The sequence below is a fragment of the Desulfobacter sp. genome (assembly GCA_028768525.1).
Taxonomy (GTDB): domain Bacteria; phylum Desulfobacterota; class Desulfobacteria; order Desulfobacterales; family Desulfobacteraceae; genus Desulfobacter.
This window is the reverse complement of the sequence record CP054837.1, coordinates 2,231,839-2,247,500: the sequence shown is the minus strand read 5'-3', so window position 1 is coordinate 2,247,500 and position 15,662 is coordinate 2,231,839. Positions and strand designations below refer to the sequence as shown.

Here is a 15,662-nt window from a genome sequence, read left to right as displayed (position 1 = left end):
CTTCGTTGCTACGCATCAATTTTAAAACGGAGTAGTCCACTACACCTTATTTAAAATTAATGCTTGCGCCTTGAAATTCACTAAAATTTACTTTGCCATAGATATTACTACAACGAATTAAACGAATTTTGGATCCCGGGGACATGCAAGCAAGACAGCATTCTGAAGTCCCAGGTCCAACCCGATTTAATCCGGTGGCAATGGCAAGGTGGTCACACCCGTTCCCATCTCGAACACGGAAGTTAAGTGCCTTAGCGTCGATGGTACTGCATGGGAGACTGTGTGGGAGAGTAGAACGCTGCCGGATTATTCTTCAAAAGCCCTGATCATTCACTGTGAATGGTCAGGGCTTTTTTTGTGTTGAGTCCAACCTTGAGCGGCTGGTTCATGGGGTGTCAGATCTGCAGGTCGCAGCAGAGGACGCATTCACCGGAGGGACAGGAAAATTTCATGGACAGCGTCACGCACATGTGGGCCCCTGTGATGGAAAGATAGGGCCGTGTGATCTGGAGCTGTTCCGGGTGGAAGATCGCCCTTCTCAGGTAATGTCTCCGGAACCAGTCCGCGCTGTTGGCATCCTCCAGGGGCTTGAACCGCTTGTCAAGGATTGTCCTGTATGTTTTGGCCACCAGGGTCTGTCCCACCTGAACCCCGTCTGTCGCGACTTGGTAACAACGGACAACTTCCGGTTCTCCCAGGAGCATGTTACATGCCTTGTTCATGGGGGCTCCGGTTTTGAGTTTTCCCACCGCTTGTGAGAAAAGATTTCGATATCTGTGCAATCCCTGCTGGTAACGCTGTTCCGTATAATCCTTTTCATTTTTATACTCGGTCATGAGATCATTGAATGCGTCATAGGGTGCTGGGGGATTTCTAAGATCGGTAAATGGTGTGCTGAAGAAGAACCCCTGGACAAAATCCACATCGCTTTCAATGGCCATCATCGCTTGGGTGCGGGTTTCAATTCCTTCCATCAGAACCAATGCGCCGGCCTGGTGCAGCAGGGTGACAATTCCCGGCAGAAGATTCCGGATCCCGGGATCTGTATCTGCCCGGGTCAGGAAAGACCTGTCCAATTTTACTATATCCGGTCTCAGGGTCCAGATTCGGTCAAAATTGGAATGACCTGCACCGAAATCATCCAGGGCAATAAGACAGCCCAGATCCTTATAATATCCAATGGTGTCATTGAGCAGGCTATTATCCTCAATGGGATGTTCCACTACTTCGATGACGATGCGGTCTGGCGGGAATCGGCAGGCCTTTAGCAGATCATCGAAATATGAACCAAATGTTTTTCCAGAAGAGATTGTGTAGGGCGAGACATTAAGAAAGAGCCAGTTGATGGGGTCGTCAATGGTCTTATAATTATGGATGTGTATATATCGGCAGAGCCTGTCCAGGTGAATTGAGTCCCCAGGGGACATCCCTTTTTTAAACAGCCGCGCAGGGGATACCGGCCTGTTCTGGCCGTCCATCGCCCGGACCAGCGCCTCGTGGCCTACAAGCCTTTTGTGGGCCAGGCTGTAGATGGGCTGCAGCGCTGTATACAGTGTTTTATCATCAAAGGTGCCCATAAGATTTGGGCCTTTTGGGGTGGTCCATTGTTGTATAAATGGTAGGTCCAGTTTAAGAGTCGTTTTCATTTCCACGCTTTCGTTTTCAATTCTGTTTCAGTTTTTTCCTTTTACGGCTGCATAAAGAACGTATAGCAATTTTTAAGCCATTCTTCATTCCTGCAATATCTGGGGAATATTAGTAAGCTTAATCACATTTTTGTTCTTTTTAAAGCGTTTGAAATTTCAAAATTGTAATTAATGCGAATCTTCGGTGCTCTTATTTTTCAGGGAGTGGCAATGGTAAAGGTCCTTAAGGGGAATTGGGGATCTGGCACCGAAATTGCTCCTGAACCTTACCAGCATATACAATTTTTAGCATAAGGAGCTCATCATGTTGTTGAGATTCATACGGCAGACGGCAGTTGCGACGGAAAGCAGGGATTCCAGATCTCTGGAGAAAATGCTGAACATGACATGGGACTTGTCTTGCAATGGCATCAAAACAATGGCCCGTACAGATCCCGGATTGGCCAGCATACTCACGCTGATATTCAGGAAATTGAATCACACCGTCTCCGCCATTCTCAAAAGTGTGGTCACCCTCTCTTTACTTGGACCGGACCTGTTCAGGCTCTCAGGCGCATTTAAATCAAAGGCCAGGCTTCAGAATGAAAAGATCAATGATATTTCCAGCGCCGGAGTCCGCATTACTGAAGGCATCCAGGAAATCTCAACGCATACCCAGGCCCTGACCGAGGATTTCTCAGATATCGAGGCCGATGTCTCCTCAGCCATTGAAAAAGGGGATCATTCAATGGCCGGATTTGAGGAGATAAAGGCTCAGGTGGAGATACTGGTGGAAACCATCCAGGTGCTCAAGGAAAATTCAGATTCCATCGGCTCCATCATTGACGTGATTAATGGCATATCCGACGAAACCAATATACTTTCCCTGAATGCCCGGATTGAGGCGACCCGGGGACGCAGTGACGGTAAAGGGTTCAAGGTCATTGCAGAAGAGGTGGGCAACCTGGCTAGGCAATCAAAGGAGGCAACGGGTGATATCCGGGGCCGGCTCAATCTTTTGGGGAAAAAAATTTCACAGACCGTCGCGGCTGCAAACCGGGTGGCGGAACAGGTGACCGGCTGTGAACAGGAGATCAAAGGCGCAAACACCGCATTGAACCAGGTCAGCTCCCGGTTCGGCAGATTGTCCGGAAACCTGTCGGATATTAATGAGGCTGCGGCCGGGCAGGCCGATGAGGTCAGGCAGGTCTCAGACCATATTAAGGAAATGGAAAGCGCACTGGGGGATCAGGCCAGCGATGCAGATTCTATCTTTTCAATTGCAGAACAGGTGAACGCTGCCTGTGACCGCATGATTCTTGACACAGGGGTTTTTCATCTTTCCGGCCACCAAAGGGCAAAAGATACAGCGCAAGCCATGGCTGAAAACCCAGTGTTGATGTCCGGAATCCGTGAAAGCCAGGAGGTTGAACTGGGGCACCATTTGAAAAGAACCCCGTTTATCGAACTGGCCTATATCACCGACAGCCAGGGCAGACAGGTGACGGAAAATATTTATTCGGAAAAATTCAAGAAATGGGAAAACCTGGAAAAGGGCATCGGCAGGGACTGGTCCGGGAAGGAGTGGTTCAAACAGCCGGCAGCCACCCGGAAAACCTTTGTATCGGAAGTATACCGCTCATCTGCGACAAAGCAGTTTTGCTTTACTGTGTCTGTGCCTTTGGAATGCCGCGGCCGGTTCTCAGGCGTATTGGGCATTGATGTGAATTTTCAGGATCTGCTGGATATCTAGTCTGAGCGCTGTTGCGGCACCCTGTGAACGCATCCGCCTGATTTTCAGTGAATGCCGGCAGGGAATGGCTTTTGAATTTTATTACAATTGTGTTGAAAAATGCCAAAGCCCTGCCCGTTTACTGTAACGGACAGGGCTTTGGCCTTGTCAAATGACTCACCCCCCGGGAAGGCCGCTGTCAAAGCGAACTTTCCAAACTTTAATTCAAGGGGAGATGCCGGGGGATTACGCCCCTTGTCACGGCTTGGTCAGGCCCGCGATTTTGTACGGGTTGGAGCCGGCTTGGCGCATGGCGTTGTATGTGGATTCGTCAAGGTCAAATTCGGCGGCCGCGGAGACAAATTTATCCGGGAATGAAAGGTATGCCGCCGTGTACAGAATGGTGGCCGCCTTGGGGGTGTTTTCGGGATATACCGATTTTAATGTCTTAAAGTCAAAGCTTAGGGCGACGCCTTTGCCTGTCTTTTTTTTGCTGTCCCAGACGAGCAGAAACCCTGCGGGATTGTCCACTGAAATCTTTTCCTTCTGTTCCGCAGACAGGGGCTTGACCACCAGGCCGCGTTTGCCCGGGGTGCAGTCCATCACCGCCTGGAAGGCATCCTCCTTGCACCAGACAGGGCAGGCCACAACGGTATAGCGCTGGCCCGGTGCCAAAGGATAGTGCTTGAGCATATAATGGGCCATGAGATACCCTGAAGTCAGCCCCGGGCAGATGTGGTTGTGCAGCTCTGCGGCCTTGAGAAAATCATAGGGCGCCCCTTCGGCCCAGGCCGTGGCCAGGGTGGCCAGGGTAAACAGGTCTTTGCCTGCCGTGTATTTTTCCTTGGCGGTTTTCCAGAACTCAGAAGACTGGATGGTTTTGGCGTCCAGGCGTATGGTTTCGACGGACCACTTCCCGGTGCGGCTGATCACCACGGCCTTCCGGTCGGATTTATTGAAAAGCATGATGCGCAGGGCATGGGACTGTGACCGTTGAAAAAAGAGCAGATTGCCCTTGCCCACGGCTGCCCCTGTGGCTTCCTGCACCTGGGCAAGGGCCGGCAGGCTGTCTTTCCCGTTGGATTTGACAAAAGGGGCATTGGTGAGTACCAGCAGGCCGGCGTCGCTTTTGGCGGCGTTCAGCTCCGACATGGCCCCTTCAATCACCTGGCCCAGGGCGGGATTGGATGCATGGGCCTGTGACAGGGCCAACAGGAAAATAAGTGCAATGCATGGGAGAATGGTAAGGGATCGTTTCATGGAGATTTTTCCTTTCATGTGAATGTTGGGTTGAGCGCCCCGTTGGAAGGGGGCGATAATGGGGACTCCACCGGAACAGGGGAGCCCGGAAGTATATGCCCGGATGCCGGTGTTTCACTGGATTCAAATATATCAAACCCGGCGCCCCGGGCTGTCACCCGGCCGCCATCCAGGATATAGGCCCGGTCTGCGATTTTCCGGGCCAGATGGAGGTCATGGGTGATAAATAGCATGGAAAAGCCCCTTTCATGCTGAAGCCCCTTGAGCATCCGCAGGAGCACGGCCTGGGCCGAGGGGTCCAGCATGGCGGTGATTTCGTCGGCAATGAGGAGGACGGGCTCGGTGACCAGGGCCCGGGCCACGGAGAGCCGCTGGCGCTGGCCGCCGCTCAGGGCATGGCAGGGCTGCCGCAAGAATTCGGGGGTCTGTGCCAGGTGTACCCATTCCAGGGCAGAAACCGCCCGTTGTTCCCGCTGCTCTTTGCCTTTCCACCCAAGGATGTCCAGGGGCTCTTTCACCGCTTCCAGGACATTGAGCCGGGGGCTGACGGCCTGGGCGGGATCCTGAAAAACCAGCTGCATGCCCCCCATCATCGCTGTGGGACGTTGTCCCGCCAGGGGACGTCCCTTGAAAATGATTTCTCCTTTCTCCGGATGCTCCAGGTCCACCAGCAGGTGGGCCAGGGTGGATTTGCCTGAGCCGGAAGGGCCCACCAGGACCACCACCTCTCCGGTCTTTACTCTGACCCTGGCATTTTGCACCGCCTTGATGGGACGCCCGTTCAGGAAATAGGTTTTTTCGAGGCCACTGGCTGAAAGCAGGGTGGCAATTCCGCCTTTATGGCAGGCCACCCGGCGGCCTTTCCCCGCCGGTACAAGGGCGGGGCGTTTGGTCGGGCAGTCCGGGCCGTGCTGGACGCACCTGGGAAAAAAAGGACAGCCGGCAGAAGTGCCGGGGGCAGGGGGAAGGCCGGGGATTCCCCATAAATCCTTGTATCCGAAGAATTCGGGGCAGGCATTGATCAGGCCCCGGGTATAGGGGTGGAAGGGCTCGGCCAGTAAGTCGGCGGTCGGCGCCGCTTCAAGGACCTGGCCCGCGTATAGGGTGATGGTTTTTTCTGTCAGTTCGGCAATGGCCGGCATGCTGTGGGAGATCAGGAGCATGGCGAATCCCAATCGTTTCTGCAGGGTAGCGATGAGGTCGGCCATGGCCCGTCGGCTGTCCGCATCCAGGGCGGTGAAGGGTTCGTCCACAATGAGCAGGTCCGGTTCGCAGGCCAGGGCCATGGCAATGAGCACCCGCTGGCGCATCCCCCCGGAAAGCTGGTGGGCATAGGCCTTTCGCCATGCCGGGTCCAGTCCCACCTGGTTAAAGAGAGCTTCAACCCGATGTGCTGCCCCAGCCCTGTCCATGTCCAGGTGCCTGCACAGGGCCTCCCCCACCTGTTCGCCCACGGTGATCACCGGGTTGAACACTTCCTGGCTGTTCTGGAAAACCATGGCCATGCGGTTCCAGCGCAGTGTTGACATTTTTTTTTCTCCCAGGCCCAGCAGTTCCTTTCCGTTGAACCGGATACTGCCGGAAAGGGATACCTTGTTTAAAAGGCCCATGACGGCCATGGCCAGGCTGGTTTTGCCGCAGCCGGACTCCCCGATCAGGCCCAGGCGCTGCCCGGGTTCCAGGGTCAGGTTCACCCCGTCCAAAGCCGTGGTTTTCAATTCATCATTCCGGTATTCAAGGCAAAGATTTTTTATTTCCAGAAGTGCGTTGTTGTTCTGGCGCATCATGGCATCCTTTTCCCCAGGCGGGGATCTGCGATTCTTTCCATATCCCGGCTGACCAGGGCCAGGGAAACCACCATCAGGGTCAGGGCCAGCCAGGGAAAAACCAGCCACCACTGCCAGAAACGGGTGTAGTAGATGGAGGGGAAACTGGTGGCGTGGTGGAGGATCAGGCCCCAGGACCTGGAGGCCGGGTCGCCCAGGCCCAGAAAGGAGAGCCCGGCTTCGGCCATGACGGCCCGTCCGGCCAGCCGGATCATGCTTACGGCGGCCAGGGGGAAGACCTCGGGCAGCAGGTGGCGGCGGATCAGGTAGAGGGGGCCTGCCCCGTTGAGTTCAGCGGCTTGGATATACTGCCGTTTTTTCAGATACATCACCTTGGACCGGACGATCCTTGCCGTGTGGACCCAGGAAAAACAGGAGAGGACCAGGACAATGGTTCCAAGGCTGGGGCCGAAAAAGGCGGCCAGCACGATCATCATGGGCAGGTCGGGCAGCACCAGGATGATATCCACCAGCCGCATGATGACCATATCTGTCCGCCCACCGGCATATCCGGCCAGGATGCCGGCAATGCCTCCCCCCAGCCCCGCGGCCAGGGCAGTGCCGAGACCGATGACCAGGCTGATCCGGGCGCCGTGGCAGAGCTGGGCCCAGAGGTCCACCCCCAGTTCGTCCGTCCCCAGAATATGGTCTCGGCCCGGGGGAATGAGGGCCGGGCCCGATATTTCCTGGTGGGAATGGCCACAGATGAGGGGGGCTGACAGGGCCACCAGGATGATGATCAGGAGGATCGCCAGCCCCGCCCTGCCGGAGCCGGTCATTTTTGAAAATAATTGTTTAATTGCCTGCCCTTTCATGGTTGTACCGCCATACCTGCCCGGCCGATGCGGGGATCCAGCCGCTGCATGGCCAGGTCGGCCGTGAAATTAGCCGTGAGCACGGCCAGGGTGACCAGGAGGAAAATGCCCTGGATCAGCGGGTAGTCCTGGTGGGCCACCGCCTCCCGCATCAGTTTACCCAGGCCCGGGTAGTTATAGACGTTTTCCACCAGGATGGCGCCGCCCACGAGGCCCCCCAGCCCCATGAAGACCCGGGTGACGATGGGCAGCATGGCGTTGCGCAGGGCATGGCGGAAAAAGATGCGGGCCCTGGAGAGCCCCTTGGCCCGGGCCGTGACCAGGTATTCCCGGGCCATGACCGTTATCAAACTGTTCCGGGCCAAAAGGAAGATGCCGCCCAGCCGGGCCAGGGTGAGAGTGGCCACGGGCAGGGCGGCATGGCGGCAGATATCGGCGGCTCTTTGGCCCCATGACATGTCGTCGGCAAAATGGGTCATGCCCCCGGAGAGGGGGAATAGGTTGAGGCCGGCGGCAAAGACAAAGAGCAGAACCAGGCCGATAAGAAAGGCGGGGATTTCGGACACCAGGATGAGTCCTATGAACAGCGCGCGGTCCGCCCATTGGTGGCGCCGGGCCGCGGCGATCATTCCCAGGAGGGTGCCCAGGAGGGTGGAAAAGAAAACGGCCATGAGGACCATGGCAAGGGTCCAGGGCAGCCGGTCGGCCAGCAGGGCCGACACCTTGGCGTTATAATAGACCGACTGGCCCAGGTCCCCTGCGGCCAGCCGGCAAAGGTAGCGGCCGTACTGGACGTGCAGGGGAGCGTCAAATCCGAAATAGTCCATGTAATAGGCCCTCTGGGCCTCGGTGATTTGGGGCAGGTCCTCGCCCTCCTCCCCGGAGAGAAAGATAAAGGGGTCGCCGGGCATGAGCCGGGGCAGAAGAAAGTTCAGGGTGATGATCACCCACACCGTTGCCAGGTAGGAGGCCGTTTTTCCGGCCCGGCCCTGGCCCTGCGAAACTGCCCGGCCCATCCTATATTTCTCCTTTCCAGTCCAGGTAGGAGAGTTTGGAGTGTTCCAGACTGTGGTGGTCGAACATAAAGAGCCACCCATCGTATTTGTCCGGCCGGAAGAGATTGTAGGCGGTGGTGTAGTAGAGCGGAATCTCCGGCACCTCTTCTGCGGCCAGGTGCTGGATTTGGTAAATCAGGCGGCGCCGTTTCTCCGGATCGGTTTCCAGGCACTGCGCTTTTAAAAGGGCCGCAAAGGCCGGTGACGCCGTACCGGTTCCCCCTGAGGCCAAGGGGGAGGTTGAGCTGGAAAAGCTGTTGGTGCAGTGGGCATAGAGATAGTTCGGGTCGCCGCCCCATCCCCCGTGGCCGATGATGGCCAGGGTGAACCGGCGGTTCCGGACCCGGCTGTCCCGGGTCTTGCCGTCCACGCTGATGATGTTCAGGGTGACGCCCACTGCCCCCAGGCGCTGCTTGATGATTTCCGCCATGCGCACCTCCCGGCCGGAGCAGAGCAGATCAAAGTCAAGCGCCGGATAACCGGCCGATTCTAGCAGCCGGGCCGCCTTTTGGGGGTTGACCTTGTACTCTTTTACACTTGGATCCGCCATGATATGGTCCGGGGGGAGGATGCCGGCCTGACCGGGGATGGCCGCCCCCCGGGCGATCTTGGCCACCAGCTCTTCCCGGTCAATGGCATGGGCAAAGGCCTGCCTCACCGCTTTGGTCTGGAGGGGCCCTTTTTCAGCCATATTGAAAAGCAGGCGGTATCCCCAGAACCCCGGGCTTTTCACGATCCGATGGTCCGGATTTTTTTCATACCGGGGCAGCAGGTCCGGGGAGAGCCGTACCAGGTCGATTTCCCCCTTTTCATAGGCCAGGATCGGTTCGCTCACCGGCAGGAATTCGATGCGCCCCACCCGGGGGCGGGGGCCCCAGAACCGGTCAAAGGCCTCGAACCGGTAGGTGCCGTGCTCCCGGCTGTAGCCCGTGAGCCTGTAGGGGCCCGTGCCGATGACAGCATTGGGGCCGGTAAAGGTTTTGGGGGTGTCCACCTTTTCCCAGATATGTTTGGGAAGGATCCGGGTTTTGCCCAGAAGGTCCAGCATGGTGGCGTCGGCCTCCCTCAGGGTGACCTTGACCTTGTTTTCGGGCAGGATCTCTATATTTTGGATGGCGCCGAACACATAGGACCAGGTCATGGGGTGGCGGGCGGCATAGTCCAGGGAAAAGGCCACATCTTCACAGGTAAAGGGCCGGCCGTCATGCCAGACCACCCCCTGGCGGATGGTGAAGATGCAGGCCTTTCCCCTGTCTGAAACCTGCCAGTCTTCTGCCAGCCAGGGGATCAGTCCCTTTTCCCCCCGCTCCAGAAGGCTGTCGAAAATCAGGCACATCTTGTATCCCCCGGGCCCCCTGGGATAGTGGGCATAGGGGCTGGGATAGCCATAATCCCCGCCGGAGAGCCGGATGACTTCCACCCGGCCCTCCAGGGAAGCGGTTGCCTGGTTCTGGTCCTGTTCCCGGTTTTGATCCGTGGTTTGATCCGGGGCCTGATCAGGGGAGCGGGAACAGCCCGGCGCCAGGGCCAGAAGGACCAGGGAGAGGAGAACCAGGCAGCCGGTTTTTGAAAGCGCCTTAAATATCATTGCCCCCTCCCGGGTTGACGGACCAGATCATTGCCCCCCGGCACACCGGTTTGGCCGGCCGGTATTCCCCGGCAGGGCAGAGGGTGTCCACATAATCGGCAATCTGGGCCCGGGCCGCTTCGGTGATCTCCATATGGGTTTCAAAGAAGCTGGTGAAGTGCCGGATGGTATGGTCCCGGTCCCAGTTGATCTCCCGGTTCCACCAGGAAAAGTGCAGATCCGGGCGGAACCCCATGGCGTAGAGGAGGTTGAATGGGTAGATGATGTCGTTGGGCTTGTCCGGCATGGGGGTGCCGAAGAATTTTTCCCAGAGGGGGGCGAACTGCTGGTGCATACCCGGCCCGGAAAAGGCGCTCATATAGCAATAGCCCCTGGAGGCGGCCACCATCTTTTTCAGGGACACCGGGCCGTCAATGCCCGGGGTCATGGAGGCGAACACCAGGTCAAAGGCCTTTTCCCATCCGCTTTCGGAAATATCCACCTCCTGCCAGGTCCGCTGGTCAATGGTGATATTCTCCACCCCCTCCTCCTTTATCCGCCGGCCCATGATCTGGGTCATCCCGGTTGAGGGTTCCAGGGCGGTGACATGGCCGCAGTGCCTGGATAGGGGCAGGGCCCAGGAGCCGGGGCCGGCGCCGATGTCCAGCACCCGGGCCTCAGGGGTGAGGATTCCTTTTTCCAGCAGGAGGGCGATGGTCTGTTCCCGCCTTGCCGAGGCTTTTTCCCCGCTGGTGCGCTGGGCAAAGTCCTTGGCCATTTTGTCCCAGCGTTTCACCGGGTTTTTACCTTTGGCAGCCTTGGATTGGCTGGCAGCACTTTGCCAGGCATCGTTCCAGAAGCGTTCTTCCTTGATTGCAAGGGTCATATTTTTTATTCCTGCCTTATTTATCCGTTTATGGGGGTTATATCTTAATGCTGAAAGAAAATCCGAATGTCCGGTCCGTGGCCGGGTAAGCGGAGGTGTCATAGTAGTCCTCGTCCATCAGGTTTTTGATATAGAGGTTGAGCACCCCGTCCCTGAGCCAGCCGGCCTTTTCAAAGCATTGGTACCTAACCCCGAGGTCCACCACGGAGTGGGCCGGAATTTCCACCTGGTTGAATTCCCAGACATATTGGGAAATCTGATTGGATTGTTCGGTGACTTCATCACTCTGGAAGGAATAATCCAGCATCAGGGTGGTCTTATCGTTCAAGGCGTATCTCAGGCCGGCGGCGGCCAGGTGCTCGGCCCGCTGGTCCAGTTCGGTCTCCCCTGCCGGCTCGTCCCCCTGGTTGAAGAAGCGCTGCCAGGCCCAGGTGGCGTAGAATGATAGCTCGTCGGTGAGATGGCCACCCAGTTCCAGGTTGATGCCGTGGCGGTGGACCTCGTCCAGGTTGATCCGATAGTCGCTGTACATAAGGGCGGGGTCAGCCGGCGGATTTTTGGGGTCGGAATATTTTGCAAAAGTCCGGTTATAGGCGATGAAGTCCTTGATCTGGTAGAAAGAGTATCCCAGTTTAAGGTTGATGTCCCGGCAGAGCCGCCGGTTTAAAACAAGGTCGTAGCCCATGCCGTGCTCTTCATCCAGGAAGATGCCGGCGGGCCGGCCCTGGGGGTTGTAGTCCCCGTGGTAGTCCGGGGCGTGCCAGATCCGGCTGATCCCCAAAGACAGGGAGGTGTCTCTCAGCCAGGGGGCGATGTGGTCCATCTTCCAGGTGGTAAAGGTTTTGGGGAGGATGCCGTCGAACTCCCGTTCCACGTATTTGCCGTAGGTGCTGTTATGGTAGGCGGTGCCGGTCCAATTGCTCACCCAGATGTTTACATCCTCGTACCTCAGGCCCATGGTGAGGTCCAGAGATGGGGAGATCCCCCATTCATGCTGGATAAAGGCCCCTGCCTTGCGGACCCGTTCGGTTTTGGTGTTTTCCGCGCCCACATCGAAGAGCTGGGCCAGGTCGCAGCCGATGGTGGTGGTCTGGTTGTCGGCCCATTGAATTGCGTCTTTGACCTTGCCGCCCCGCTGCCACCATTTGGTCTCCCAGGAATAGTACTCGGAACCCAGTGCGGGATTCTTTTTGTTTATCAGCTGCATATAGGCCCGTTCCCGGGAGTCCTTGCCGTAATAGGCACCGGCTTCAATTTTGTTGATTCCCAGAGTCTGGGCGTAGTTGGCCCGGTAGACCGTGCCTTTGGTATCCCAGGTGGGGTTTTGCCAGGGATCCCAGGTTGCGTTTGTAACCTCTGGATAAGAGCCGTCAACGTCGGTGGCGGTTTTGTCCTGGTTCAGCCCCGGGTTGTTCACCGCAGCGTTCCGCTGGAGGTCCGATGTTGAGGCGGAGAAGGTGATATACCCGTCGTTGGGCAGCAGCAGGCCCAGTCGCCCGAACCCCGTGTTTATTTCTGTTTCCGTGTTGCGAAGGTAGCCGTCGGTCCGGTAATTCCGGTAGGCCAGGTCATAGGTGAATTTGTCCACGGCCCCGGAAATTACGGCCGTATTGGTAAAGGTGTTATAAGAGGAATACCCCGTGGTGAAAGAAAGCTCCGGCACCCGGGTGTCCCGGGCCTTGGGCGCCTTGGTCTTCATGTTGATGACGCCGCCGATGGCTTTGGCGTCGTAGAGGGCCGAATGTGGGCCGGGCAGCACCTCCACAGATTCCAGCAGAAAGGTGGGCAGCTGTGCCCAGTCCACTATATTGCTGGATTTGCGCCCCCCGCTTTTGAGGATGGTGACTCCGTCCATGGCTGTGACAAAGTGTTTGGAACTGAACCCGTTGAGGTAGACGCTGTCCACCCCGGGGTCCAGGTCTGACTGGCCCCTGAAATCGACCATTGCCTGGGTTTTAAATACATCGATCACCGAATTGGGCTGGCCGATAAAAGTGATATCCTCAAGCTCGATGGTGGTCTGGGATGGGGCGGGCGTATACCCCGGGGCCCCGGCCTTTTCCTCCACCACCATATCCTCAAGTTCCTGGACCTGTTCCTTATCGGCGGCCTTATCCGGTTGGGATTCCTGGGCCGGCAGGGGAGGGGGGATCAGTAAAAAGAGCAGGGCGGTGAATACAAGGGTGAATCTGAGCAGTTTCATTGCGAACTCCCGTAAGTTGAAATTTTGCAAGTTATAGGAAGCCGGTCCCGTCCCGGAGGCGCTGTTGACGGCCGGGAGAGGCAATGCTAAACTGCTGCCTGTCTCCCGGGACCTTGTCCCAGGGCACATCCTTAAAGGCAGCCGCCATATCCTTGCCGGGAGCGCGGCTGCCTTTTTTTTTCGGTCCGGGAGGGCCGGTCAAATATCCAATTACATCTGTTTTGTCCTTTCCATCTGGGCAATGGCGGCCAGGGCGTCCTTGCGGAACCCCTTGAACCTTGCCGCATTTTCAAAGGCCTGGCGGCTGGCGGTCAGGTCGTTGTGCTGCCAGGCGGCATAGCCTGCCATGAGCCAGGCCTGGCCCCTGCGGGGGCATTTCTTTTCCCTTGCGGCCATACGGTAGGCGGCATTGGCGGCCTTGTAATTTTCGGCCTCATAGAGAATATCCCCTTTGAGGATAAGCAGTTCCGGGTCACAGGTCTTGGGGGCGAACCGGTCCAGGGCGGCCAGGGCCTGATCCCCCTTGCCGGTCTGTCGCAGGGCCGTGACCAGGTGCTGGAGCAGCTGCTTGTCTTTTTTACCGGTCCTGTCCCGGGCCCCGGCCAGCAGCGCCTCATACAGCCCGGCCGCCCGTCTGGGGATGTTGAGCTGCAGGCTCAGGTCGGCGAACAGCTTTTGCTCCTCCCTGGAAAGGGGGGTTAAAAATCCGTAAATGATCAGTCCGTCCAGGGCCTTGTCATAATGGCCCAGGCTTAAATTTACATGGACCAGGGCCTTCCACCATTTGGACACGGTGGGGGCCTGGCGGCAGAGGGCGGTGGCATAGTCCCGGGCCCTTTTCATCTCATTGGTGGTCAGATAAATCTGGAGCAGGGTCTCCTGCCATTTGATCTTTTCCTTGCCCTGGGCCCCGGCGATCAGATCCTTGACCAGGGGGACGGCCCGCTTCCAGCGCTGGGCGGTCATCAGGGCATTGGCATAGTTTTCCTTCCACTGGCGGGTCACCCGGTCCTTGTGGGCGGCAAAAAGGGTGTCAAAGTGCTTGATGGCCAATGGGGTCTTTTGGTCCATCATATGCATGACCGCACTATAATAGAGGTAGTCGGGGTGCTTGGGTGAAGACAGAGAATAGGCCCCAAAAAATGCCTTGGCCGCTTTGGCGTACTGGTTGGTGTCGGTATAGACCTTGGCCAGGTTGACCCGGGCGTCCATGAATTCGGGATCCATGTCCAGGGCGGCCAGGTAGGCGGACTCGGCCCTGGCATGGTCGGAGAGCAGAAGATGGCTGTTGCCCAGGGCCAGGCAGACCAGGGGATGGCTGCAGAGGCGCCCGTCCTTTTTCTTGGATTTCTGGGATTCCCGGATGGCGGCGACTGCCCCTGAATAATCCTCTTTGTCCATGCAGATGCGCACCTTCTGGAGCAGGCGGCGGACCGGGATGGACAGGTTGTCTTTTCCGGCAGCGGCCTGCTTGGCCTGGGACTGCTTGGCATTGGCCGGGCCGATCAGCACCGGCACCGCCAGCATGAGTGCCGCCAGAAGTATGCCTTTTTTAAATTTTGTTCCCATGGGTCACCTCAATTGAGTTCAAAACGGATTCGGGTTTTCACCCGGGTTTTTACCGGTTCTCCCCCGACCCGGCCCGGCTTGAACCGCCAGGCGGTCAGGCATTGGATTACGCTTGCGTCAAATATCTTTTCAGGCTTGGCCGACAGAATCTTAATATCCGCCACCCGGCCCTGCTCGGTCACGGTGAATTCAACGGACACCCATCCCTCGATACCCTGGCGCTTGGCCTTGAAGGGGTAAACCGGCGGGATCCTGGAAAGCGGCGTCAGGGGCTGGTCCAGGTCCCCGGGGGAGAAGAGGGTGTCCAGGTTGAGATTGGTCAGTGCCCCGGACATGACCTGGGGCAGGACCAGGGTGCCGGGGCCCCCGGGCAGCCGGGTATTTATTTCAAAGGGAAGGGTCAGGGGCCGGGCGGCCGGGCGGCCTATTTTGGGTTTGGCCACCCGTTTTTCCTCCGGCTTCTTTTCCTGGGGCCGGACCTTCTCTTTCACCGGATCCGGTTCGGTCCGGCGGACCCGGGTGAGCTGGATCTGGGGGATCATGGGTCCCAGGGTGGGCGTTGCCTCTTCCGGGGCCATGAGGTTGGGAATCACAGAAAACAGCGCCAGGTTCAGGGCGAGGGTGGCGGCGGCTGCAGCCATCCAGGCACTCCATCCGGGATTGAGCCGGGCAATGGCCTGGGTCTCTTTCATTGTCCCTCCGGCAGGGCGGCGGCAAGGGAAACATTGGCGGCCCCGGCCAGGCGGCAGCCGTCCATGACCTGGATGGCCGTGCCCGTGCTGGAGGCGGTGTCCGCCACCACCACCACCGCCCCTTCGGGATTCTCGGCCAGGGCCCGCTCGGTGTTGGCCCTCACCGCCCGGATATCGATTTCCCGGTGGTCCATGAAGACCCGGTTCTGGGCGTCAACGGCGATGAGGATGGTGGCCTTGGGCTTGACGGTGGCCGTGGAGGCCGTGGGCCGGGTCACGTCGATGCCGGTTTCCTTGACAAAACTGGTGGTGACAAGAAAGAAGATTAAAAGGATGAAGACCATATCAATGAGGGGGGCGATGTTCAGCTCCAGGGTTCCTTTATTCCTTCGTCTTGCCGATATATTTAACATGCTGCGTCCTTGTGCTTGG

12 protein-coding genes and 1 rRNA gene are annotated in these 15,662 nt (G+C 57.7%); 2 read left to right on the top strand and 11 right to left on the bottom strand.

The window, feature by feature from the left end; all coding sequences use genetic code 11:
* Positions 1-190: 190 nt before the first annotated feature.
* A 5S ribosomal RNA gene (gene rrf, locus HUN04_10320) occupies positions 191-307 on the top strand.
* A gap of 88 nt (positions 308-395) precedes the next feature.
* On the opposite strand, the gene HUN04_10315 is transcribed toward rrf, so the two are convergent.
* A complete protein-coding gene (locus HUN04_10315; protein ID WDP90082.1) occupies positions 396-1,577 on the bottom strand; it encodes an EAL domain-containing protein in 1,182 nt (393 codons plus the stop codon).
* Positions 1,578-1,950: 373 nt separating this feature from the next.
* On the opposite strand from HUN04_10315, the gene HUN04_10310 reads away from it, so the two are divergent.
* Positions 1,951-3,378 carry a hypothetical protein gene (locus tag HUN04_10310; GenBank protein WDP90081.1) on the top strand — a complete coding sequence of 476 codons (1,428 nt, stop codon included), beginning with the start codon at positions 1,951-1,953 and terminating at the stop codon, positions 3,376-3,378.
* A gap of 237 nt (positions 3,379-3,615) precedes the next feature.
* On the opposite strand, the gene HUN04_10305 is transcribed toward HUN04_10310, so the two are convergent.
* From HUN04_10305 to HUN04_10260, 10 genes are all read right to left on the bottom strand, one after another.
* Positions 3,616-4,617 carry a hypothetical protein gene (locus tag HUN04_10305; protein WDP90080.1) on the bottom strand — a complete coding sequence of 334 codons (1,002 nt, stop codon included), beginning with the start codon at positions 4,615-4,617 and terminating at the stop codon, positions 3,616-3,618.
* 14 nt (positions 4,618-4,631) lie between these two features.
* Positions 4,632-6,401 (bottom strand): ABC transporter ATP-binding protein, encoded by a 1,770-nt coding sequence (locus HUN04_10300; GenBank protein ID WDP93242.1) that lies wholly within the window; start codon positions 6,399-6,401, stop codon positions 4,632-4,634.
* Complete coding sequence (locus tag HUN04_10295) at positions 6,401-7,258, bottom strand: ABC transporter permease (protein WDP90079.1); 858 nt, start codon at positions 7,256-7,258, stop codon at positions 6,401-6,403. The genes HUN04_10300 and HUN04_10295 overlap by 1 nt, the downstream gene beginning before the upstream one ends.
* Positions 7,255-8,274, bottom strand: a complete 1,020-nt coding sequence (locus HUN04_10290; protein ID WDP90078.1) for an ABC transporter permease — start codon at positions 8,272-8,274, stop codon at positions 7,255-7,257. The genes HUN04_10295 and HUN04_10290 overlap by 4 nt, the downstream gene beginning before the upstream one ends.
* 1 nt (position 8,275) lies before the next feature.
* A complete protein-coding gene (locus HUN04_10285; protein ID WDP90077.1) occupies positions 8,276-9,901 on the bottom strand; it encodes a diguanylate phosphodiesterase in 1,626 nt (541 codons plus the stop codon).
* Positions 9,891-10,766, bottom strand: a complete 876-nt coding sequence (locus tag HUN04_10280) for a class I SAM-dependent methyltransferase (protein ID WDP90076.1) — start codon at positions 10,764-10,766, stop codon at positions 9,891-9,893. Before HUN04_10280 ends, HUN04_10285 begins: the two co-directional genes overlap by 11 nt.
* 37 nt (positions 10,767-10,803) lie before the next feature.
* Complete coding sequence (locus tag HUN04_10275; protein ID WDP90075.1) at positions 10,804-12,969, bottom strand: TonB-dependent receptor; 2,166 nt, start codon at positions 12,967-12,969, stop codon at positions 10,804-10,806.
* Between the two features lie 210 nt (positions 12,970-13,179).
* Positions 13,180-14,538 carry a tetratricopeptide repeat protein gene (locus tag HUN04_10270; protein ID WDP90074.1) on the bottom strand — a complete coding sequence of 453 codons (1,359 nt, stop codon included), beginning with the start codon at positions 14,536-14,538 and terminating at the stop codon, positions 13,180-13,182.
* Positions 14,539-14,546: 8 nt separating this feature from the next.
* Entirely contained in the window at positions 14,547-15,230 is a 684-nt protein-coding gene (locus HUN04_10265; protein ID WDP90073.1) for an energy transducer TonB, read from the bottom strand.
* A complete protein-coding gene (locus tag HUN04_10260; GenBank protein ID WDP90072.1) occupies positions 15,227-15,643 on the bottom strand; it encodes a biopolymer transporter ExbD in 417 nt (138 codons plus the stop codon). The genes HUN04_10265 and HUN04_10260 overlap by 4 nt, the downstream gene beginning before the upstream one ends.
* Positions 15,644-15,662 lie beyond the last annotated feature (19 nt).

Bases quoted from the DNA above. Each gene is read 5' to 3' on its own strand.
- HUN04_10315 (WDP90082.1), bottom strand. From the start codon at position 1,577: ATGGGCACCTTTGATGATAAAACACTGTATACAGCGCTGCAGCCCATC.
- HUN04_10310 (WDP90081.1), top strand. From the start codon at position 1,951: ATGTTGTTGAGATTCATACGGCAGACGGCAGTTGCGACGGAAAGCAGG.
- HUN04_10305 (WDP90080.1), bottom strand. From the start codon at position 4,617: ATGAAACGATCCCTTACCATTCTCCCATGCATTGCACTTATTTTCCTG.
- HUN04_10300 (WDP93242.1), bottom strand. From the start codon at position 6,401: ATGCGCCAGAACAACAACGCACTTCTGGAAATAAAAAATCTTTGCCTT.
- HUN04_10295 (WDP90079.1), bottom strand. From the start codon at position 7,258: ATGAAAGGGCAGGCAATTAAACAATTATTTTCAAAAATGACCGGCTCC.
- HUN04_10290 (WDP90078.1), bottom strand. From the start codon at position 8,274: ATGGGCCGGGCAGTTTCGCAGGGCCAGGGCCGGGCCGGAAAAACGGCC.
- HUN04_10285 (WDP90077.1), bottom strand. From the start codon at position 9,901: ATGATATTTAAGGCGCTTTCAAAAACCGGCTGCCTGGTTCTCCTCTCC.
- HUN04_10280 (WDP90076.1), bottom strand. From the start codon at position 10,766: ATGACCCTTGCAATCAAGGAAGAACGCTTCTGGAACGATGCCTGGCAA.
- HUN04_10275 (WDP90075.1), bottom strand. From the start codon at position 12,969: ATGAAACTGCTCAGATTCACCCTTGTATTCACCGCCCTGCTCTTTTTA.
- HUN04_10270 (WDP90074.1), bottom strand. From the start codon at position 14,538: ATGGGAACAAAATTTAAAAAAGGCATACTTCTGGCGGCACTCATGCTG.
- HUN04_10265 (WDP90073.1), bottom strand. From the start codon at position 15,230: ATGAAAGAGACCCAGGCCATTGCCCGGCTCAATCCCGGATGGAGTGCC.
- HUN04_10260 (WDP90072.1), bottom strand. From the start codon at position 15,643: ATGTTAAATATATCGGCAAGACGAAGGAATAAAGGAACCCTGGAGCTG.